Origin of the sequence: Pontibacter sp. BAB1700, from assembly GCF_000277005.1 — a bacterium.
GTDB classification, from domain to species: Bacteria; Bacteroidota; Bacteroidia; order Cytophagales; family Hymenobacteraceae; genus Pontibacter; species Pontibacter lucknowensis.
Map to the genome: position 1 here is coordinate 1 of NZ_AKIS01000133.1, position 19,671 is coordinate 19,671.

The window sequence follows — 19,671 nt, forward strand, 5'->3', positions numbered from 1 at the left end:
TTTTTAGTTAGCGTCTGTTTCTGATCCAGCCGATGACTTCCCCCGTTACTTTGGCCAGGATAATCGGTAAAAGCACAATCACCAGCGCTGTGGCAATCACAGGCCGCAGTCCCATGCGCATAATCAGTTTCCGGACCACTTTGCTGCGGAGTTCGCCTAGCATATACCTGCCAGCCTGTGTCATTGGTTTACCTTTGAGCACCTCCAGCACGCCGCGCCAGTTACCGTGCTCTATCTGCCGTTTCAGGAAGCCCAGTACTGTATCCTTGGTGATCAGGAAGGCCTCGCTTAACTGTTCCTGCCGCAATTTGCCCCAATGCAGGAGGGAGCGGAGCTTCTCGTCCGCATTTTTAGGTATATAGGCACTCATGTGTATCATTTCTGTCGAACTGGTCTAATATATCATGTACTGGCAATATCTTTAACGTTTATCCGGATGTTTTGTATTCAAGATACAGATAATTTCTATTTGTTCCATACCTGAGAAAGGTCTGAAGCTTCACATCACATTCAAATAGCGCTACAAATCTTGTCGCTCTTAGCTCTCTTTAAAATATTGCTGCTAAATTTACGTCTTATGCCTGTTGAACAAAGCAGGCTTGAATTAAGTTAAGAGAACGTAGCTTTAGCGAAGGCCCACTTATATATGAACAAGATCTATTGCCCCAGCCTGACGGAGTATAAACGCAGAGAAACCATTGAGGTGCATATTGGTGATGTGCCGATGGGTGCCCACCACCCGATCCGGGTGCAATCCATGACTACCGTGGACACTATGGATACCTTGGGTTCTGTGGAGCAGTGCATCCGCATGATCGAAGCAGGCTGCGAATACATCCGCATCACGGCACCAAGTATCAAAGAAGCCGAAAACCTGCGCAATATCAAAGACGAACTTCGCCGCCGCGGATATAATACCCCTTTGGTAGCCGATATTCACTTCACACCCAATGCCGCTGAAGTGGCCGCCCGTATTGTCGAGAAGGTGCGAATCAACCCGGGTAACTATGCTGATAAGAAGAAATTTGAGGTCATTGAATACAACGATGAAACCTATCAGGCTGAGTTGGACCGCATCCGCGACCGCTTTGTGCCGCTGGTACGCATCTGCAAAGAGCATGGCACGGCCATGCGCATCGGTACGAACCACGGCTCCCTGTCTGACCGTATCCTGAGCCGCTACGGCGATACCCCGCTGGGTATGGTGGAGAGTGCGCTGGAGTTCTTGCGCATCTGTGAAGACGAGCAGTACTACAACATCGTTATCTCCATGAAGGCATCGAACACGCAGGTGATGGTGCAGGCCTATCGATTGCTGGTGCAGAAACTGGAAGAGGAGGGGCTGAAGCCTTACCCGCTGCACCTGGGTGTAACAGAAGCCGGAGAGGCGGAGGATGGGCGTATTAAATCGGCCGTAGGTATAGGCACGCTGCTGGAAGACGGTCTGGGCGATACGGTGCGTGTATCCCTGACAGAAGCGCCGGAAGCTGAGGCTCCAGTGGCCAAAGCACTTATTGACCGCTATACCCACCGAGCAGAAAAAGCACAGCCCATCAAGCCGCTTTGCAACATCCCGATCGATCCGTTCCAGTACCACCGCCGCGAAACTGTAGAGGTAGAGAATGTAGGAGGACAGAATGTGCCACGGGTGGTAGCGGACTTGAGCCGACTGCGCGAAATACAGTATGCAGACCTGAAAAGCGTAGGCCACCTGTATTCTATGCTGCTTGACAAGTTTAACATGAATGACCTGGGCGCGGACTACATCTACACAGGTGACCACCCGATCAACTTCATGCTGCCCAATGGTTTGAAGGAAATCATTAATTATGTGCCCTGGCAATTAGCAGAGGAGCAGGAGCACCGACATCCTTTGCTAACTGTGCAGCAATACCTGGAGGCAGGGCAGATGCATCCGAAGCTGAACTTTGTGGAAGCTACCATTAGTGAGTTAACCACTGAGTTACTAGATCGGCTAAAAACAGACAGTACTGTTGTGTTGATGCTGCATACCACCAACGAGCATGCTATGCCGGAACTGCGTAAGTGCTTTTTCCGCCTCATGAACAACGGAATCAACACACCTGCCATTGTCAGGCGCTCTTATGGTGAACTTACGCCGGATCAGGTACAACTGTATGCCTCGACTGATGTAGGCGGATTGTTGATCGACGGTCTCGGGGACGGTATTATGCTGGGCACTGAATTGTTGCCTGAGCAGGAAAAGGTTGAGTTGCTGCAGACCATCGAGAAGCTGAACAACCTGAGCTTTGGCATACTACAGGCCGCACGTACCCGCATGAGCAAAACCGAGTATATCAGCTGCCCAAGCTGTGGCCGCACTCTGTTCGACCTGCAGGAGACCACCGCCATGATCCGCAAGCGCACCGATCACCTGAAGGGGGTGAAGATTGGCATTATGGGCTGTATCGTGAACGGTCCCGGCGAAATGGCTGATGCTGACTATGGTTATGTAGGCGTGGGTAAAGATAAGATCGCCCTGTATCGAGGCCAGACGGTAGTCAAGAAGTCGGTACCCGCTGACAGAGCAGTGGACGAACTGATCGAGCTAATCCGCGAGGATGAGAAGTGGATAGAACCGCTCGTGCTGGAGGAGTAGAGAAAGAAACTGAATTCTTCTCGCAATCATTCAGCTGCAGTAGTTGTTATACTTAGCCGGGTGTGGCTATACCTGTAGCCACATCCATTTTATAAAATACAGAAGCCGCACAATGAAAGGATTATTTGATTTTACGGAAGTGGCCACTTACTTCTTCCGTAAAAAAGACCCGAAACGTAAGACGAATTTTAATTTACGGGCCATGCACACCATTAACAAAATCTCAATTCTGATGTTTTTGGCTGCTATGGTTTATTTTGTGATCAAGCACTGGTAAACTTACTGCTTTGAACATCGAGGATTTCAGAGATTACTGCCTGGCCAAGCCCGGTGCTACCGAGGAGATGCCTTTCGATGAAGACACGCTTGTATTTAAGGTAAGCGGCAAAATGTTTGCGCTGTGTAGTCTGTCCGATTATGCGAAGGGCATAACCATGAAATGTGATCCTGAGAAGGCCATCATCCTGCGTGAACAGTATGAGCAGGTTTTACCAGGATACCACATGAATAAAAAGCACTGGAATACTGTGCTACCGGAAGCAGGCTTAACATCCGATCTACTTCAATCTTTGATCGATACGTCTTACAATTTGGTCGTATCGAAATTGCCGAGGGGGAAAAAGCCTTCCTGAGCAATAAATTCCAAAAAAAATCGTTAGCCTTTAATATTTTTTTTAACCCAGTATTTGCCTGTCAATTCAGCAATCCTGCACAAACCTGCATTGGATTGTAACATAAGATATACTTCACTGCCTGTTTTTGAGTGTTTGGACATAAACCGCACTCAAAACATTTTAAGTGTACATTTTGAAGTAAAGTAGTTGCTGCGAACATTGCAACACATATAAAAGATTATATGTATATTAAGAACAATTTCGCAACTATTCACCCTATCTCACTATGCAATCTCAACGCAGTGTAGGCATATTCGCTTACAGAAACAAATGGCAGAAAGCCAGCCTGAACATTTTCCTAACAAACAGTTTAATGCTGAACAGCTACGAAGAGTTTTTTAAAAATTCGAAGTGACGGGGCAGCAGTACAATATCCTGCGGATATTACGTGAACACTATCCTAAACCTGTTTCAACCTCTGTTTTGCGCAACCACATGCTTGACAAGATGTCGGATACATCCCGACTCGTCGGCAGACTCAAAACCAAAGGTCTGGTGGATGTGGAGCGCAATGTCGCAGACAAACGACTAGTTAACATTGTTATCTCTGACAAAGGCTTCAACCTGTTGGATCAGATCAGCCACGAACTATACAAGCTTGACAACCTGGTACAGGGCCTGACAGAAGAGGAAGCCACGACGCTTGCTGGTTTGCTCGAAAAAGTTCGTGATTCAATCAGCACTGCGGAGGAACGCCTTACAGGTGCACTCACGCTCAACGAGGCTGTGTAATCGAATCGACATGAGCAGCATGACAACAAGGATAGCCTGATGGCTATCCTTTTATTTTTTCAGCCATATGCAGGCGTGCAGGAATCGTTTCTGCTGCGTCGACAAATGGGGACAGTATAATGTCAGCTTCCGAAGCATGAAGTCGTTCAGCGTCTGGCTGGCGATGTGCTGTGAGAGCTATAACGCCTTTATAGCCGCCAGAGCGTAACTGTTTGACGAGCGCTATATTGGCATTGACATCTGATAGGCTGCTGATCACATATTTTGCCGTGTCCAGGGGAAGCCTGTCAGGTAGTTCCGGATCTTCCACATCGCCGTAAAGTGCTGTCAACCCCTGTTTTTGCCAGTAACGCACTTGTTGCGGATCAAAATCAATGCATAGCAGGTGAATGTTGTCCTTTAAGAGCGTTAGGGCTATGTTACCGCCATAGCGCCCCAACCCAAACAAAATCACATCGACCTGCTGTGGCATGCTTTGCTCTGCTTCACTTTCACGGTAGGGCCTTTTGCGTTCAAATATGCTTAAAACTGGCGCCAGCACATCATAGAGTCTGTGCGAATAGATGATCATGTAGGTAGAGAGCCCGATCGTGATCAGACCGACCAATGTAATCAGACCGACGGTGCTTTCCTGGATGTGGCCCATGGTCAGACCGAGTGCAGCAAAAATAAGAGAGAACTCACTGATCTGGGCGACTGTCAGACCAGCCAGGAAACTGGTGCGCTTTCGGTAGCCCATTATCCCCATGATAGCTACAACAATCAGCGGATTACCAACCAACACAAAAACTGAGAAGAGAATGGAAGGCCCTATCTGTTCGCCTAGTAAACCAAGGTTTAATTGCGCTCCCAGATTGATAAAAAAGAACAAGAGCAGAAAATCCCGCAGGCTGACAAGGCGGCCACTGATCATTTCGCGGTACGGTGTAGAGGCAAGGGAGACACCGGCCAGAAACGCACCAACCTCCCGGCTAAAGTTGAGGTAGTCGCAGGCGGACGCTACGATCACTGCCCAAGCTATGGAGAAAAGCACCAGCAATTCCTGGGACCTTGCCAGATAATGAACCAGTGAGGGGATGACGAAGCGCATCAGCAAACCTATAACTGCAACAATTGCACTGCCCGTTATTACCACCTGCATAATACCAAGTACAGGATGGGCTCCTGTCTTCGCATTCATTGCTGAGAGCATGATCATTAGCAGCACCACCACAATATCCTGTACAATCAGGAAGCCGATCGCGATCTGCCCGTGCAGGGAGTCGATTTCTTTCTTGTCTGAAAGCAACTTCACAATAATGATGGTGCTGGAAAAGGTCAGCGCTATTGCAATGTAGAGTGCCGTGATGGAATCATAGCCTAGTGATATACCTATCAGATAACCAAATACGGATGTGAAAATGACTTGCCCCAGTCCCGTCATCAGGGCGATCATACCTGTTGAGCGGATAAGGGAGAGATCCAGCTTGAGACCAACTACAAACAGGAGTAAAGCAATGCCCAGTTCTGCCAGCAGGTGCACCATGTCCGATGACGACACCAGGTTAAGAAAGGAGGGGCCAACCAGTATACCCAATGCAATAAACATAACAATGAGTGGTTGCCTGAGCATGAGTCCGATGGCACCCAGCAAAGCGGCAATGGCCAGTATGACTGACAGCTCAAAAAACGGATTGCTCAATACGTCCTGCATAGGGCTAGGCTTTATGGGGAAGTATCAATAATGGCATATGGGCTCTGACTGCTAGTTCTTCACTTAGGTTTTTGGAGAACAGGACCTCCCAGATGCTTAGCTTTTCAGGCATCAGCACGACTAAACTGGAATTGGTGGCTGCCATGTGGGCTCGCATACCTGTTGGCGCTTCAGAGTCTGCCAGTAAGTTGGTGGTATGTGGCCTGGTTAAGACATGTTGCCAGGAGGAGTGTTGATCTTGGAGTTCGGATACATCCTGCACCTGTTGCCCATCTTTCGTTAGTATCAGAAAATGCAACATGGCATTGTAGGTCTGTGCAATGCTATCGAGCATCTCTATACCTGCCCGCTCCGGCAATTTCATTTGCTCAAGCAGGATCGTTATATTGTCGAACCCGTCAAACACGTCATAGCTAGGTATAACAAGCAGTGGAACAGGACTCAAGCGCATCAATTCTAACGTGTTGCTTCCGATCAGAATTTGTTTTAACTGACTGCTGCCGCGACTTCCCATGACCACGAGGTCTATGTTTTCGCTTGCAATTACCTGTAGCATAGCGTCTGCAAAGGGTGTTGGTACGACCAAAGTCTTATACCTGACTTCAGCGTGACGCAGATCAAGAATATCTAAGAGATGCTGAGCCTCGTCCAGGAGTCTAACTTGCGTTTTCCGCATTTCTTCCGAGTAAACACTCCGGAAGAGTGATTCAGGAGAAGCTGCCGGAACAGGCGGCTTTGCCATGGCGTGTACAAACACTACTTCAGCTGTCAAAGCTCTGGCTAGCTGCATGGCAACCAGCGTAGCATTGTAGCCATCGGTCGAAAAATCGGTGGGTGCAAGTATACGCAGCATAGCACAGAGGTTTACTAGTCTATACGGTATACATTGGGCTTTTAGTTAAGTATAGAAAACCAAAAGCCGCCAGATTTGGGGTCTGAGCGGCTTTTGGAAAAGTTAGTGGTAAGATGGAAATCCTTATACCACCACGTTGATGATTTTGTTAGGGACGATAATAATTTTCTTTGGTGTTTTTCCTTCCATGAATTTGACAACGGTTTCGTCGGTTAGCACCGCCTTTTCCATTTCTTCGCGTGGTGTGTCAGTGGCAAAGGCAATTTTGCCGCGCGTCTTACCGTTCACGGATACTGGATACTCAAATGTATTTTCCACCAGATACTTTTCATCCCAGGCCGGGAACGAGGCGAAAGTGATGCTCTGGGTGTGGCCCAGCTTTTCCCAAAGCTCCTCGGCGATATGTGGTGCATAAGGTGCCAGCGCAATTGTCAGTGGCTCCAAAATGGCACGCTTGTTTGTCTTCAGGGCTGTCAGTTCGTTCACGCAGATCATGAAAGTTGAAACGGAAGTATTGAAGGAGAAACGTTCAATGTCCTCTTCTACCTTCTTAACCGTCTTGTGCAGCGACTTAAGCTCCTCGGCAGTTGGCTCAGCATCAGACACTGTGAAGTTGCCTTCATTGTCGTGGAAGAGTTTCCAGAAGCGCTTCAGGAATTTCGTTACGCCGTCCATGCCATTGGTATTCCAAGGCTTGAACTGCTCTAATGGTCCCAGGAACATCTCGTACATGCGCAGGGTGTCAGCTCCGTTACGCTCTACAATAATATCCGGGTTCACAACATTGTACTTCGACTTCGACATCTTTTCGATCTCGACGCCGCAGATGTATTTGCCGTCTTCGAGTATAAACTCGGCATTGGCGTTCTCCGGTCGCCATGCTTTGAAGGCCTCCAGATCCAGCTCATCATTCTCGACGATGTTCACATCCACGTGCAGTGGTGTGATGTCGTAATCCTTGCGTAGACCGTACGACACATAGGTGTTGCTGTCCTTCACGCGGTACACAAAGTTTGAGCGGCCCTGAATCATCCCCTGGTTGATCAGCTTTTTGAAAGGCTCCTGCTCTACCACCAGACCCATATCGCAAAGGAACTTGTTCCAGAAGCGGGAGTAGAGGAGGTGACCGGTTGCGTGCTCTGCACCACCCATGTAAAGGTCCACGTTGCGCCAGTACTCTACCTTGGCTTTATCAGCGAAAGCCTGATCGTTCTGCGGATCCATGTAGCGGTACCAATACCAGCTCGAGCCGGCCCAACCCGGCATCGTGCTCAGTTCATATTCGTACTGATCCTGATATTTCCAGTCCACGGCGCGACCAAGTGGCGGCTCACCTGTCTCAGTAGGCAGGTAGGCGTCGATCTTTGGCAGTTCCAGTGGCAGGTCATTTTCATCCATCAAGCGTGGTATGCCGTCTTTGAAGTATACCGGTACCGGCTCACCCCAGTAGCGCTGACGGCTGAACACCGCGTCGCGCATGCGGTACTGTGTGCGGCCTTTGCCTACTCCAAGTTCTTCGGCTTTGGCTATACCTGCATTTATGGCCTCTTTCACGTCCAGCCCGTTCAGGAAACCAGAATTGATGATCTTTCCTTCTTTACCGGCATAGGCTTCTTCTTCCAGGTTACCACCGGCTACCACTTCTTTTATGGTCAGGTTGAAGTGCTTGGCAAAAGCGTAGTCGCGGGAGTCGTGTCCCGGAACGGCCATCACGCGCCGGTACCATAACCAGCCAGCACGTAATCAGCGATCCAGATCGGCACGCGCTCTTCGGAGATCGGGTTGATGGCGTAGGCTCCGGTAAACACACCGCTCACGGTCTTTACGTCGGTCATACGCTCACGCTCCGAACGGTTTTTAGCCACGTTCACATAGGCCTCTACCTCTGTGCGCTGGGCATCCGTTGTGATCTCATTTACCAGTTCGTGCTCAGGCGCCAGCACCACAAAGGTGGCACCATAAATGGTATCGATACGGGTCGTGAATACCTTGATCTTCTCGGAAGCGCCGCCTTCGATAGCAAAGTCCAGCTCGGCACCTACGGACTTTCCGATCCAGTTGCGCTGCATTTCCTTCACCGGTTCCGGCCAGTCAATAGTATCGAGGCCTTGCAACAAGCGCTCCGCATAAGCGGTGATGCGCATCATCCATTGACGCATTTTTTTTCGCTCTACCGGGTAACCGCCACGCTCCGATACACCACCAACTACTTCGTCATTGGCCAGTACCGTACCCAAGGCTGGGCACCAGTTCACGACGGCATCAGCTACGTAAGTCAGTCTATACCTGAGTAACATCTCCGCCTTGTCCTGCTCGTTCATAGCTTTCCATTCCTCGGCTGTGAAGGCAGGGGTGTCTTCGTCGCAAGCGGCATTGATGTTGGCATTGCCGTTTGCTTCAAAGGCAGTAATCAGCTTATCGATAGACTCGGCTTTGTCAGAAGCATAATCATAGTAGCTGTTGAACAACTGCATGAAGATCCACTGCGTCCACTTGTAGTAGTTTGGGTCGGAGGTACGTACTTCGCGCTCCCATTCGTAAGAGAAGCCAATGTTTTTGAGCTGCTCGATGTATCGCGCAATGTTTTGCTCCGTTGTAATGGCCGGATGCTGACCGGTCTGGATCGCGTACTGCTCGGCTGGTAGACCAAAAGAGTCAAAACCCATAGGGTGCAACACGTTGAAACCTTTGGAACGCTTGTAGCGGCTCACGATGTCAGAGGCGATGTAACCGAGCGGGTGACCCACATGCAGACCCGCCCCGGAAGGGTAAGGGAACATATCCAGCACATAGTACTTCGGCTTATCGGTGTTATCAGTGGCCTTAAAAGTCTGGTTTTGTTCCCAGTAACGCTGCCACTTCTTCTCAATCTGATTGAAATTATACTCTGACATAGTTTATCGTGAATTCGCTTGATCTAAACAAGCTGCTAAGATACTTTAAATGGTTGAATTGTTAAATTGTTGATTGCTGATTGTTGAGTGATTATAGTTCAAACATTAGGTTTTCTCAGTTGTCATCTTGACAGAATGGAGAGATCTGAATTTGTTCTATCCTCGGAATTTCCCAGCTTTCTCTCTGAGCGAAATGACAAATTGAGCTGTTAGATTTGTAGCATAGGTATAGCTCTTTGCATTTTAGATTTTTTGCTGATGTTTCGATACTTCTCTATTAATGGTATACCAAAACAACAATCAGCAATCGACAATTAACAATCAATACCTACCTTTGCACTTTGAAGTAAAACAGAATGACATGGAAAAATACGACCTGCTGGATGTGCCGCACCTGATCTACGTGATGGATCCGATGTGCTCCTGGTGCTATGGATTTGCGCCGGTGCTGCACCAGCTCAAAAAAGAACAGGAAGGCAAACTCAATTTCAAGCTGGTGCTGGGTGGCTTGCGCCCAGGTACAACCGAGCCGATGGGTGACGAGATGAAAGCCGCGGTGAAACAGCATTGGCAGGAAGTAGAGAAAGCGACGGAACAGGCTTTTGACTTTGGCTTTTTTGAGCGTGACAGCTTTGTGTACGATACGGAGCCAGCTTGTCGCGCTGTGGTGACCATGCGCTACCTGCAACCTGAGAAGGAGCTGGAAATGGCCGAAGAAGTGCAACGCGCTTTTTATGCCCGCAACAATGATGTGACCAAGGCGGAGGTACTGGCCGAGATCGCTTTAGGACTAGGTATAGCGGAAGATACTTTTCTGGAAAAATTTCACTCCGATGAAATGAAAGAGAAGACACTACAGGATTTCCAGATCGCCCGACATCTGCAAGCCAACGCTTTTCCAAGTTTATACCTGCTCGTCGGGCACAATTTGAGTCTCTTGAGTCGAGGCTATCGCCTGTACGATGCTTTAAATGCCAAGCTCGAAGAGGCACTAAAAGGGGCTCAACCTAAATAGCGATAAAATATCATCGTAACGGACCGGCACTAAATGTCGGTCCGTTTTTTTTTATACCTATCAGGCAATTTACGTACAAAACTAAGTCTGTCTCCACATAATTCGCAGGACTTGAAAACCGCTGTCTGCCATCTCACCAAAAGGCAACTCCCTCTAAACCAACTGGTACTGGGAGCTTCTATCCGGCGGCCTATCTTTAAGCTGATCCAAGCCGACTATCCCGATTTTACTGATGAAGCTTATGTGGCGGTGGGGAATCTGAATAAGTACCGCAAACTGTATCTGGAACAATTACTGGAAAAAGAGTTAGGAGAGATCTCGGAGCTTGAAAAAGAAGTACTGGAAAGTATTCAGGAGAACGAGCTGCTATCTACTAACATTGAGGAGGAAATACTGGAGAATCTACCTATTGGGAACCGTATGGCGGACAGAATAGCTTCTTTCGGTGGCAGCTGGACGTTCATCATAGCTTTCTTCGGATTCATTTTGCTCTGGATGATGGTGAACGTTTATCTGCTGGCTACACGTCCCTTTGATCCATATCCTTTCATTTTGCTCAACCTGATCTTGTCTTGCCTGGCAGCGATACAGGCACCAATCATCATGATGTCGCAGAACCGAAAAGAGGCGAAAGACCGGCAGCGCTCCGAGTACGATTACAAAGTCAATCTAAAGGCTGAGTTGGAGATACGCCTGTTGCATGAAAAAATCGATCACCTGATTGTGCACCAGAACCAGCGCCTGCTGGAAATTCAACAGATCCAGGTCGATCTGATGGAGGACATCCTCAATCGCTCCAGAAAGTAAAATTAAGTTAGCGTATTGCTGACCACCTTTGCCAAAGGATCAACCCCATTCCACAATCCATGACTCCCGACAGGTATAAACCGGGCGAAGAGCTCTTCGCTATACCACTTCTCAGATCTTGTGCGCTTGATGACTTCTTTGTGCAGATCCCCTTTGTAGGCATAGGTTTTCATGGCTTCCATCGACTCCCAAACACTGAAAGTAGCTTGCCGGATTAGGGGCAACTCGCCTAGTCCAATGGAGCAGATGAGCCCCTTGGCATCTTCGAGCGCCTTGCTCACTTTAGGGGTAAAACGCCAGAATTGTGGCAGTGCCCGCCAATTGATCGAGGCTCGGGTGAGTACCGCTACAGGCCCATCATGTTGCTTTTCGGACAGTTGTGGCGTAAAGGGCTGCACGCCGTCCCATAGGCCATGCGCCTGTGTAGGTAGAAGTTTTACCGTCCAGATCTCAGATGCGTGCAAGCGGTACTCCAGCATCAATTCAGAGCGCTCCAGAAACTCATCGGCTGCTTCTTCGCTCTCCCAGGTACACATCAAGCCATACCTTCTGAAGTTCGGTTTGATGCTAAAACCCTTTCCATGGCCGCTGCCCAGTAATTTGTGAAACAATAGACCGGGTATTTGATTAAGTTCGGTGCCTTTGGTGCCCATTTGAGCCAAACCCCAACGGATATGGCCTTTCCGAAAACCGAAAAGCGTCAGGGTGGTTAGTCGATCAGACTTGGTGCTAATTTGTCGCAAGGGATTCGGTATTAATGGTAAGTATAAATGCAATTTACAAAACGAATAAACCAAAAACACCTGCCGAACGGAAATGTTTGGCAGGTGTCTCAGGAAATTTTTTGAGCTATACCTACAGGTTCATTTTGTCATGGTCGCCCGTCTTATAACGCTCCCCCGTAATAGCTGCTTTCGCCATACCAATGAGGTGCACCACAGCACTGTTAGGTGAGTCCCAATACTCCGCTTTGTCGATGGTTACTTTGATCAGGCCAATATTCGGATCGTCTTTACCCTCCGGGAACCAAGCTTTCATGGCTGGGGTCCAAAGCTCGTCGATCTTTGCCTTGTCTTTGGTGAGTGTGGCTTTGCCTGAAACCGACACATACAGATTATCCGATGGCTTGGCATAGCTCAGGTTCACGTGTGAGTCGTTCTTGATCTCGTGTGACTTACCTGACTCGTAACCTGTGAAGAACCAGATAGCCCCATCGTCCTTGATTTGCTGGTTACGCATCGGGCGACTACGGATACTGCCGTCCTCGTCCATCGTCGACATCATGGCAGTGTCGACGTCCTTTATTTTGTCTATCAGTGTCTGCAGTTTTTCAGTTCTGTCGTTGTTCATAGTTTTTAGGTTGTATGTGTTTAAGTGGTACGGGCTAATGCGCTAAAGTGTTTATGCCCGTTTTGGCTATACCTTTACAACCGATGCAAGTATAAGATGTTTATATTGCAACCGAACAAACCCCCGAGCCCTTGAACTACCTTGCCCATATTTTCCTCTCAGGCGACGACGAAGCGCTTTTGCTGGGCAATTTTATTGCCGATGCTGTGAAGGGAAAACAACTGGAGCTATACCCGGCCGGTATAGCCCGCGGCATCAAATTGCACCGCCTGATCGATACCTATACCGATACCCATCCGATTGTTAGCGAGACCAAAGCCCGTCTGCGGCCACACTTTCGCAAATACGCTCCGGTGGTGGCAGACCTGTACTTCGACCACTTTTTGGCCAGTCGTTTTGATGAATTCTCCAATGAACCTTTGGAGCCGTATACCACCCGCATCTATACCTTGATCAACCAGCACCTGTCTAATCTGCCTGAGCGTGTCCAGTATTTTTTCCCATACATGATGCGGCAGAACTGGCTTCTGTCTTATGCCGAGGTGTCAGGTATAGCACAGGCTTTGGGTGGCCTGAGTCGACGGACTTCGTTCGAGTCAGGTATGGAGAGGGCAGGAGAGGAATTGCTGAAGAACTATACCCTGTATAGGGAGGATTTCTCACTATTCTTCCCGGAGCTGATCGCTTATGTAGAGGAAGTACTGCCGGAATTGAAGTAAGGTATAGCCTGAGAATAGACAAAAAAAGGAGCCGCTATACCTGCGACTCCTTTTCTGTAAATTGTGATTGGTTCTTAGTGGTGATGCACACCGCCTTCGCCATGCACGTGACCGTGGTCGAGTTCTTCAGACGTAGCCTCACGCACTTTCTCAACCTTCCCTTTAAAGAACAGCTCTTTGCCAGCCAGCGGGTGGTTGAAGTCCATTACCACTACATTGGCTTTCAGTTCAGCACACGGCCCTGCAGCTGATTGCCCTCGCTGTCCGCCATCGGGATGAAGTTGCCAACTTCCAGCATGTTTTCAGGTATACCACCTTCCACTTCAAACACGCTCATCGGCAGTTCTACCACCGCATTCTGATCAAACTCACCGTAACCGGCATTTGAGTCTAGTTTAAAGTCAAAGTCGTCACCAGCGCTCTTGCCGTCAAGGTTCTCTTCGAACTGATCTGGCAGGCCGCTCATGCCGTATATGAACACCATTGGATTTTCTGTATTGGCAGTTTCAACGAGGGTTTGCTCACCGTTTTCGTTCTGGATACGAAGCTCGTAAGAGAGCGTCACCACTCTGTTTTTCTCAATTTTCATAATTGTGTGTTTTGGTTTGGTATCAGAAAGGTAGAAAGATTAACCGGAGAAGCATAGCCGACCCGGTAATATTTGAATAACCCTCTGATGATGAAAAAATAAAATCTAAACTTATACCTACGCTAAGGCATGCTCTCAGTTAGCTCCCAAGCGCTTTTATAGGCACCTATACTCTCCACATAAGCGATCAATTCTGCAAAAAAAGGATTGGTCGAAAGCGTAGAGCTGTCACCAACGATGATCAGTTTACGGCGGGCGCGGGTCATGGCCACGTTCATGCGTCTTTCGTCCGCCAAAAAGCCTATCTCACCGCGTTCGTTGCTGCGCACCAGGCTCATGCAGATAATATCGCGCTCCTGCCCCTGAAAACTGTCCACGGTACCGATGCTCAACTGACGCTTCTGGTGCAGCTCGTGCAAACGTGGTGTGTGCTCCACTTTATCTTGCAGGTAATTGATTTGGGCGCGATAAGGCGCAATCACCCCGATCTTCAGCGGCGCTACTTCTTCCTCGTCGTAGTCCTTCAGGAGGTTCGACAGATGGTTGATCAATAGGTCTCCCTCTTCAGGGTTGGCAGAGCTTTGCGTCTCAGGCATCTCTGCCTCGTTATACCCGCAACCTGCCGTATCGATAAACTCCACAGCCATGTCAGGCGCAAAGATGGTGCTATACCCGTGCAGCTCGGCACTGTGCACGCTCTCGTGCGCCACCAGTTCCCCACCATAAAATTGCTGGTTCGAGAACTGCATGATGTGGTGGTGCATGCGGTACTGTGTTTTCAGCATTACCGACACCTCCGGTTGACGATTAATACACTTTTCAAACAGCGTCACGCTCAAACCGCCTTTGTCCGCTACCAGCGACTTGATAGTAGGAGGCAGCTGGCAGTGGTCACCGGCCAGCACGACACGATTCGTGCGGCTGATGGGGATCCAGCAAGCAGGCTCAAGAGCCTGCGCCGCTTCATCAATGAACACCGTGTCGTAGGTCAGGTGACGTATGGCTTTGTTGGCGGCACCCACCAATGTACAGGTGATCACCTGCACATTGTCCAGCAAGTCATCGGTGATATAATGCTCCACATTATCTGCCTCGTCGAGAAGGCGGTGACTTTCGGATTTGTACAGCTGGCGTTGCGCCCGCTCCTGATGGCCAAACTTGCGCTTGAACTGGTAGGCCATGCGCTTGTACTCCTCGGCCGTCTTGCGCAGATTCTTGAGGTCTTTGTAGGCACGGTGCGCCATCACCTGTGCATCCAAAGTATGCTCCAAGAGTACATCCGACACACGCGACGGATTACCGATGCGGATCACGTTCACGCCTTCATTGGCAAGTTTCTCAGTGAGCAAGTCAACGGCCGTATTGGAAGGAGCCGTCACGAGCAGGCGCTTCTGCGATTTCAAGGTATGGAGGATGGCCTGCACCAGTGTGGTGGTTTTGCCGGTACCCGGAGGTCCGTGGATAATCGCCACATCCCTGGCCTGCGCAATTTTCTGCACAGCCTCGTTCTGTGACTCGTTCAGCACCTGAATCTCCTCCAGTTTCTCGTCGGTAAAGGTGGCGGGCTTAACACCCAGCATGATGTCACGGAGCTCGGCCAGACGCGTCCCATTGGCTTCCTGCACCTTTTTCAGGGCGATCTCCATTTCGCGGTAGCTGATTTCATCGAAGGTCAGTTCAATGCCCATACGCCCTGTTCCCACCCAGTCAGGCAGATCCTCTTTGTTGGTCGCCAGGATCACTTTATTGCGCTTGACACCCAGCACCACGCCGCTCAGGCTGGATTTATCGCCGTTGTTGATGAAAAGTGAGGCTGTTTTGCCGGGCTGGAAAAGGTGCAGCTGATCACGGTCGGAGGTACGCTCCAATTCGATCACTACTTTGTTGCCGAAACCGATCTCTTCTTTTGAAATGACCACCGGATACCAGCAAAGGCCCATTTCCTTGCGCTCCGTGATCGTGCTCTTCAATGCCTTCAGCTTGTATTGCTGCCGGTCTTCTTCCTGTTCTATTTTCAGCAAGTCCTTTACCTGCCGTAGTTCTTCAAAAATATCGATCATTCTTATCTAAAAAAGAAAGGCTGGGTACGAAGCGCCAGCCTTTTCCGTAGCTTTTGTCTTATTTGTGTGTACCTGTGAGGGCATCAGTTTATAACAAAAAGCGCATGCTAAATAATTCCGCTGCTACAGGCTGTTTCTTATACCTGTGGCAGCTATACGGCCTTATGCCTTCTTCCGTTTTTTAGGCGTCTTCCTGGTGCTGAGCCTGATCTGCAGGAATACCGCATAAAGGAACATAATGAAAGCAGCACCACCCAATACGGCGATCACGCGGTCTTTGCCGTAGCGCACCTCGTCGGTAGCTTTCAGTTGCTCTTTCAGGTCCAAAATGGCACGTTCGCGCTTTTTGGCCTGACTCTCAAGGGTGCTGATCTGCCCTTTGAGGTCGGTGATCTGGTTGTTGATCAGGCGCTCGTCCTGTTGGATCATTTTACCGGCTCGCTGGCTCTCCACGGTGCTCTCGGCGATCTTGCGCACGCTGGCTTCCTTCACGGCCGCGATCAGTTCCGAGTCCTTACGGATGATCTCTTTAAGCGTATCTATTATATTGAGGAGGTCTTTCTTTGATTGCTTGCCCCAGAAGTTGCTGTTCTGTTGACTGTAGTACTGGTACTCCAGAATCAGCTGTTCACGCTCGCCCATCAGGCGGCTGAGTTTGTCTTCTTGCGGTGGAGCTTGTTCCTGTGCCTGCGCGCCCACAAACCAAAGGCAGCAAATACAAATAGCCAGTAGTTTCTTCATCATCATAAAAAGGAATGCTTTACTCTATCACGCAAATATGGCCATCCTTATTGGATTCGGCACAAATTATTTTCCATTTGGTCTGTAAAAATAGAGGATCAGCACCGGCAAAAGCAAGAGGTCGGCCACCACGGCAAACACCAGCGTGAGACTCACGAATACCCCCACGTAAAAGGTCGCGTCGAAGGAAGACAGCACCAGTGTCAGGAAACCGGCCACCAGAATGCAGGAGGTGATGATGATCGCCTTGCCTGCCGAGATAATGGTTGTTTTGATGGCGTAGGGCAGCGACTTGCCTTTGCGCAGTTCTACTTTGAGTTTGCCGAGGAAGTGGATCGTGTCGTCCACGGCAATGCCGAAAGCGATGGTGAAGATGATCGAAACCGATACGGTCATGTTGATGCCCAAAAAGCCCATGATGCCCCCGATCATCAGCAGAGGAATGATATTCGGAACAAGCGAGATTACTACCATGCGGAGTGAGCGGAAAATCAGGCCCACCAGCAGCGCCACCACCAAAAAGGCGATCAGCAAGCCTTGTAGCATGTTACTCACTACGTAATCATTGTTTTTGTCGAGCATGACGGCACTGCCCGTAATGCGGGTCTGAAGTAGCTCCGGGTTGATGTGCTGGTCAATAAACGCCTCCAATGAATCATTCAACTCAGCGGCCCTCACACTGCCTACGTCGGTCATTTTGCCAGCCAACCGGCCTTCCTGCTGGTCAGTTGTCACGACTGCCCGCAGTTCGCTTCGTTTACTGAATGCCGTCAGTCGCTGTTGTACCTGTTGCATCTCCCGTTCATTGGCGGGCAAGGTATAGTAATCCGGCAGGCCGCCATTCTGTGCGCGATGGATGGCACGCACAACGGTGGCAGGCGAAGTAATAAAGTTAAGGCCGTAGGTCTGGTAGAGGTATGTTTCCAGTTGATCGACTTCCTGCAACACTTCCAGGTCGTACATGCTTTTGTCGGGACCAGCGATCAGGTGCAGCTCAAAAGGGCGCACGCCAGAGAATTTCTCTTCAAAGTACTGGAAATCCTTGATGATCGGATCGTCATCGCCCAAGTCTTCCAGCAAAGTAGTGTCGACCTTAATCATGCTGATACCGATCAGGGAAACCAGCACAATGCCCATGCTGGCGTAGAGAATCGGGTAGGGCCGGCGTAGTACAAAGGTATAGACACGCCGCAAAAGCATGGGCCAGGACAGGTCGATGCGCCGCGCCCGACGTGGATTGGGCTTTTTGTTGAGGAGAAGAATAGCCGGCAGCATTGTAAAGGCCAGCACAAAGGCCAGGGCTATACCTACTGCAGTGTAAACGCCAAACTCACGAATGGGCACGATGGAAGTGGTCAGCAAGGTCAGGAAGCCAACGGAGGTGGTGAGCGAGGTCAGGAGGGTGGCCATACCTACTTCTTTGATCGTGACCCGCAGCGCCTGTATTTTGGTAACGCCCTGACCAATTTCGGTGATGTAGCGTGACATGATGTGAATCACGTCGGACATACCTACCACAAACATGATGGTCGGCAACAGCACCGTCATTACATCGATCGGTTTGTTGAATATTCCCATCACCCCGAGGCTCCAGAGCACAGAAAGAAGTACCACTACCAATGGCACCAACACACCCCAAACCGATCGGAATGCGATCCATAGAAACAGGATGACCAGGAGGATGGAGGCTGACATGAAAATGGCCAACTCGATTTTCATCTTCTCAATGAAGACCGACTGCGCCAATACCTTTCCGGCCAGATGATGCTCCTGCAAACCCAATCGCTCTATTTCCCCATACATGGCGGTTATCAGCGAATCGCCGGGTTCCTTGGCCAGATTGTCGCTGGTTTGGATGAAAAGGGAAACGGCCGTGGCGTCCTCTGAAAAAAGCGTGCCCACCAGTTCCCGGCTCTGGTAAATCAGCAAAGAGTCTTGAGTATAGCGCTCGGGTTCGTCGGGATGCAGGTAGGGAATCTCAAAATAGCCGAACTGTTCGATGATCGGACTTTTGAAGGTAGTAGGAGAGAGCACGGATTCCACATGCGGCTGTCGCTGCATAAAGCGGGTCAGGGTATCGACTTTTTGCAGGAATTGCTGATCGAACAAGCTTCCACTATTATCGAGGCCAATTAGCAAATAATCGTTGTCGTTGCCGAACTTGTCGCGGTAGCTGAAATAGTAAGCCAGATCCGGGTCGCCCTTCGGGAAGAAATTGTCGAAGTTGTAATCGAAACGCAAACGGGAAGCGTAGAAGACGCTGAGTACCGTCAGGATGGCGATGACGGTAAGAACTAGTAAACTGCTGGTTTTGTGGCTCAAAGGATTAAAAAATGATGATGATCATTTTGGTGATTAGGTAGAACGTGTATATTTACTCACTCAACAACAAAGGGTTGATTTCTGTTTAAACAATCGATAAAGCAAGAGATATGAAAAGATTAGTTCTGGCGCTCGCACTGGCAGGATTTGTAGGTGCCGGCGTAGCCACCCCAGCCCTCGCCTGTGAAGGCGGCAAGTGCAAGATGGAGCATTCGGACAAAAACGGCAAAACAAAGAAAGCCAAGAAAGGTGAAAAAGCGGAGGCTTGTCATATGACTACAGCCGCATCGGCTGATGCAAAAGAGGGTAAGGCCACTGCCGCAGCGCCAATGTCGTGCTGCTCTAAGAAAGACGCACCGAAAGCTGAGGCAGCTAAGGAAACCAAGGAACAGCGCTAGGCTCGTTGGATATTCTAAAAGGGGACTTGCTGATGATTCAGTGAGTCACTTTTTTAGTTTAGGTATAGATCGGGCATGATACAGATATTTCACGATCTGTTCCTAAGAGAATCCAACACTTATTGCCCTCGCTCGCGTCCCGCGAGTGTGCGTTATTTAGTGGCGTCCCGCCACTTGTGCCTAGAGGCACATACAGTAGCGGCC

18 protein-coding genes and 1 pseudogene are annotated in these 19,671 nt (G+C 49.5%); 8 read left to right on the plus strand and 11 right to left on the minus strand.

What is annotated here, in order from left to right; all coding sequences use genetic code 11:
- Window positions 1-7: 7 nt before the first annotated feature.
- The gene (locus O71_RS15565; protein WP_237717870.1) at window positions 8-370 is read right to left on the minus strand and encodes a hypothetical protein; all 363 of its coding nucleotides are present in this window, start codon (window positions 368-370) and stop codon (window positions 8-10) included.
- A 276-nt stretch (window positions 371-646) separates the two neighbouring features.
- Between O71_RS15565 and ispG the strand changes: the two genes are divergently transcribed.
- The 4 genes from ispG to O71_RS15580 all read left to right on the plus strand — a co-directional run bounded on the left by ispG (window position 647) and on the right by O71_RS15580 (window position 4,026).
- Window positions 647-2,620 carry a (E)-4-hydroxy-3-methylbut-2-enyl-diphosphate synthase gene (ispG, locus tag O71_RS15570; protein ID WP_007658562.1) on the plus strand — a complete coding sequence of 658 codons (1,974 nt, stop codon included), beginning with the start codon at window positions 647-649 and terminating at the stop codon, window positions 2,618-2,620.
- A gap of 112 nt (window positions 2,621-2,732) precedes the next feature.
- Entirely contained in the window at window positions 2,733-2,897 is a 165-nt protein-coding gene (locus O71_RS24350) for a DUF6728 family protein (RefSeq protein ID WP_007658564.1), read from the plus strand.
- A gap of 10 nt (window positions 2,898-2,907) precedes the next feature.
- Window positions 2,908-3,252: an MmcQ/YjbR family DNA-binding protein gene (locus O71_RS15575; RefSeq protein WP_007658565.1), complete on the plus strand. Its 345-nt coding sequence runs from the start codon at window positions 2,908-2,910 to the stop codon at window positions 3,250-3,252.
- A gap of 393 nt (window positions 3,253-3,645) precedes the next feature.
- The gene (locus tag O71_RS15580) at window positions 3,646-4,026 is read left to right on the plus strand and encodes a MarR family winged helix-turn-helix transcriptional regulator (RefSeq protein ID WP_007658567.1); all 381 of its coding nucleotides are present in this window, start codon (window positions 3,646-3,648) and stop codon (window positions 4,024-4,026) included.
- A gap of 43 nt (window positions 4,027-4,069) precedes the next feature.
- Here the strand turns inward: O71_RS15580 and O71_RS15585 are convergent, their stop codons facing one another.
- The 3 genes and pseudogenes from O71_RS15585 to leuS all read right to left on the minus strand — a co-directional run bounded on the left by O71_RS15585 (window position 4,070) and on the right by leuS (window position 9,466).
- Window positions 4,070-5,719, minus strand: coding sequence for a cation:proton antiporter (locus tag O71_RS15585; RefSeq protein WP_007658569.1), 1,650 nt, complete (start codon window positions 5,717-5,719; stop codon window positions 4,070-4,072).
- A 4-nt stretch (window positions 5,720-5,723) separates the two neighbouring features.
- Window positions 5,724-6,572, minus strand: a complete 849-nt coding sequence (locus O71_RS15590) for a universal stress protein (RefSeq protein ID WP_007658571.1) — start codon at window positions 6,570-6,572, stop codon at window positions 5,724-5,726.
- Window positions 6,573-6,695: 123 nt separating this feature from the next.
- Window positions 6,696-9,466: pseudogene (gene leuS / locus O71_RS15595) on the minus strand (leucine--tRNA ligase).
- Between the two features lie 361 nt (window positions 9,467-9,827).
- Between leuS and O71_RS15600 the strand changes: the two are divergent.
- Window positions 9,828-10,481 carry a DsbA family protein gene (locus O71_RS15600; protein WP_051017789.1) on the plus strand — a complete coding sequence of 218 codons (654 nt, stop codon included), beginning with the start codon at window positions 9,828-9,830 and terminating at the stop codon, window positions 10,479-10,481.
- Between the two features lie 111 nt (window positions 10,482-10,592).
- Window positions 10,593-11,288 carry a DUF1003 domain-containing protein gene (locus tag O71_RS15605; protein WP_007658576.1) on the plus strand — a complete coding sequence of 232 codons (696 nt, stop codon included), beginning with the start codon at window positions 10,593-10,595 and terminating at the stop codon, window positions 11,286-11,288.
- Window positions 11,289-11,290: 2 nt separating this feature from the next.
- On the opposite strand, the gene O71_RS15610 is transcribed toward O71_RS15605, so the two are convergent.
- Together O71_RS15610 and O71_RS15615 are read right to left on the minus strand one after the other, a co-directional pair.
- A complete protein-coding gene (locus O71_RS15610; protein ID WP_007658578.1) occupies window positions 11,291-12,031 on the minus strand; it encodes a DUF3291 domain-containing protein in 741 nt (246 codons plus the stop codon).
- 112 nt (window positions 12,032-12,143) lie between these two features.
- Window positions 12,144-12,638 carry a pyridoxamine 5'-phosphate oxidase family protein gene (locus O71_RS15615; RefSeq protein ID WP_007658579.1) on the minus strand — a complete coding sequence of 165 codons (495 nt, stop codon included), beginning with the start codon at window positions 12,636-12,638 and terminating at the stop codon, window positions 12,144-12,146.
- 131 nt (window positions 12,639-12,769) lie between these two features.
- On the opposite strand from O71_RS15615, the gene O71_RS15620 reads away from it, so the two are divergent.
- Window positions 12,770-13,357, plus strand: a complete 588-nt coding sequence (locus tag O71_RS15620; protein WP_007658581.1) for an ACP phosphodiesterase — start codon at window positions 12,770-12,772, stop codon at window positions 13,355-13,357.
- Between the two features lie 74 nt (window positions 13,358-13,431).
- Here the strand turns inward: O71_RS15620 and O71_RS27425 are convergent, their stop codons facing one another.
- The 5 genes from O71_RS27425 to O71_RS15640 form a co-directional block, all read right to left on the minus strand.
- Window positions 13,432-13,563 (minus strand): hypothetical protein, encoded by a 132-nt coding sequence (locus tag O71_RS27425; protein WP_369750964.1) that lies wholly within the window; start codon window positions 13,561-13,563, stop codon window positions 13,432-13,434.
- Window positions 13,564-13,580: 17 nt separating this feature from the next.
- Complete coding sequence (locus O71_RS15625; RefSeq protein ID WP_369750965.1) at window positions 13,581-13,946, minus strand: peptidylprolyl isomerase; 366 nt, start codon at window positions 13,944-13,946, stop codon at window positions 13,581-13,583.
- 122 nt (window positions 13,947-14,068) lie between these two features.
- Complete coding sequence (locus O71_RS15630; RefSeq protein ID WP_007658590.1) at window positions 14,069-16,006, minus strand: AAA domain-containing protein; 1,938 nt, start codon at window positions 16,004-16,006, stop codon at window positions 14,069-14,071.
- Between the two features lie 162 nt (window positions 16,007-16,168).
- Window positions 16,169-16,753, minus strand: coding sequence for a hypothetical protein (locus tag O71_RS15635; protein ID WP_007658592.1), 585 nt, complete (start codon window positions 16,751-16,753; stop codon window positions 16,169-16,171).
- Window positions 16,754-16,813: 60 nt separating this feature from the next.
- Window positions 16,814-19,069: an RND family transporter gene (locus tag O71_RS15640; protein WP_007658593.1), complete on the minus strand. Its 2,256-nt coding sequence runs from the start codon at window positions 19,067-19,069 to the stop codon at window positions 16,814-16,816.
- A gap of 110 nt (window positions 19,070-19,179) precedes the next feature.
- On the opposite strand from O71_RS15640, the gene O71_RS15645 reads away from it, so the two are divergent.
- A complete protein-coding gene (locus O71_RS15645; protein WP_007658596.1) occupies window positions 19,180-19,467 on the plus strand; it encodes a hypothetical protein in 288 nt (95 codons plus the stop codon).
- Window positions 19,468-19,671: the final 204 nt, after the last annotated feature.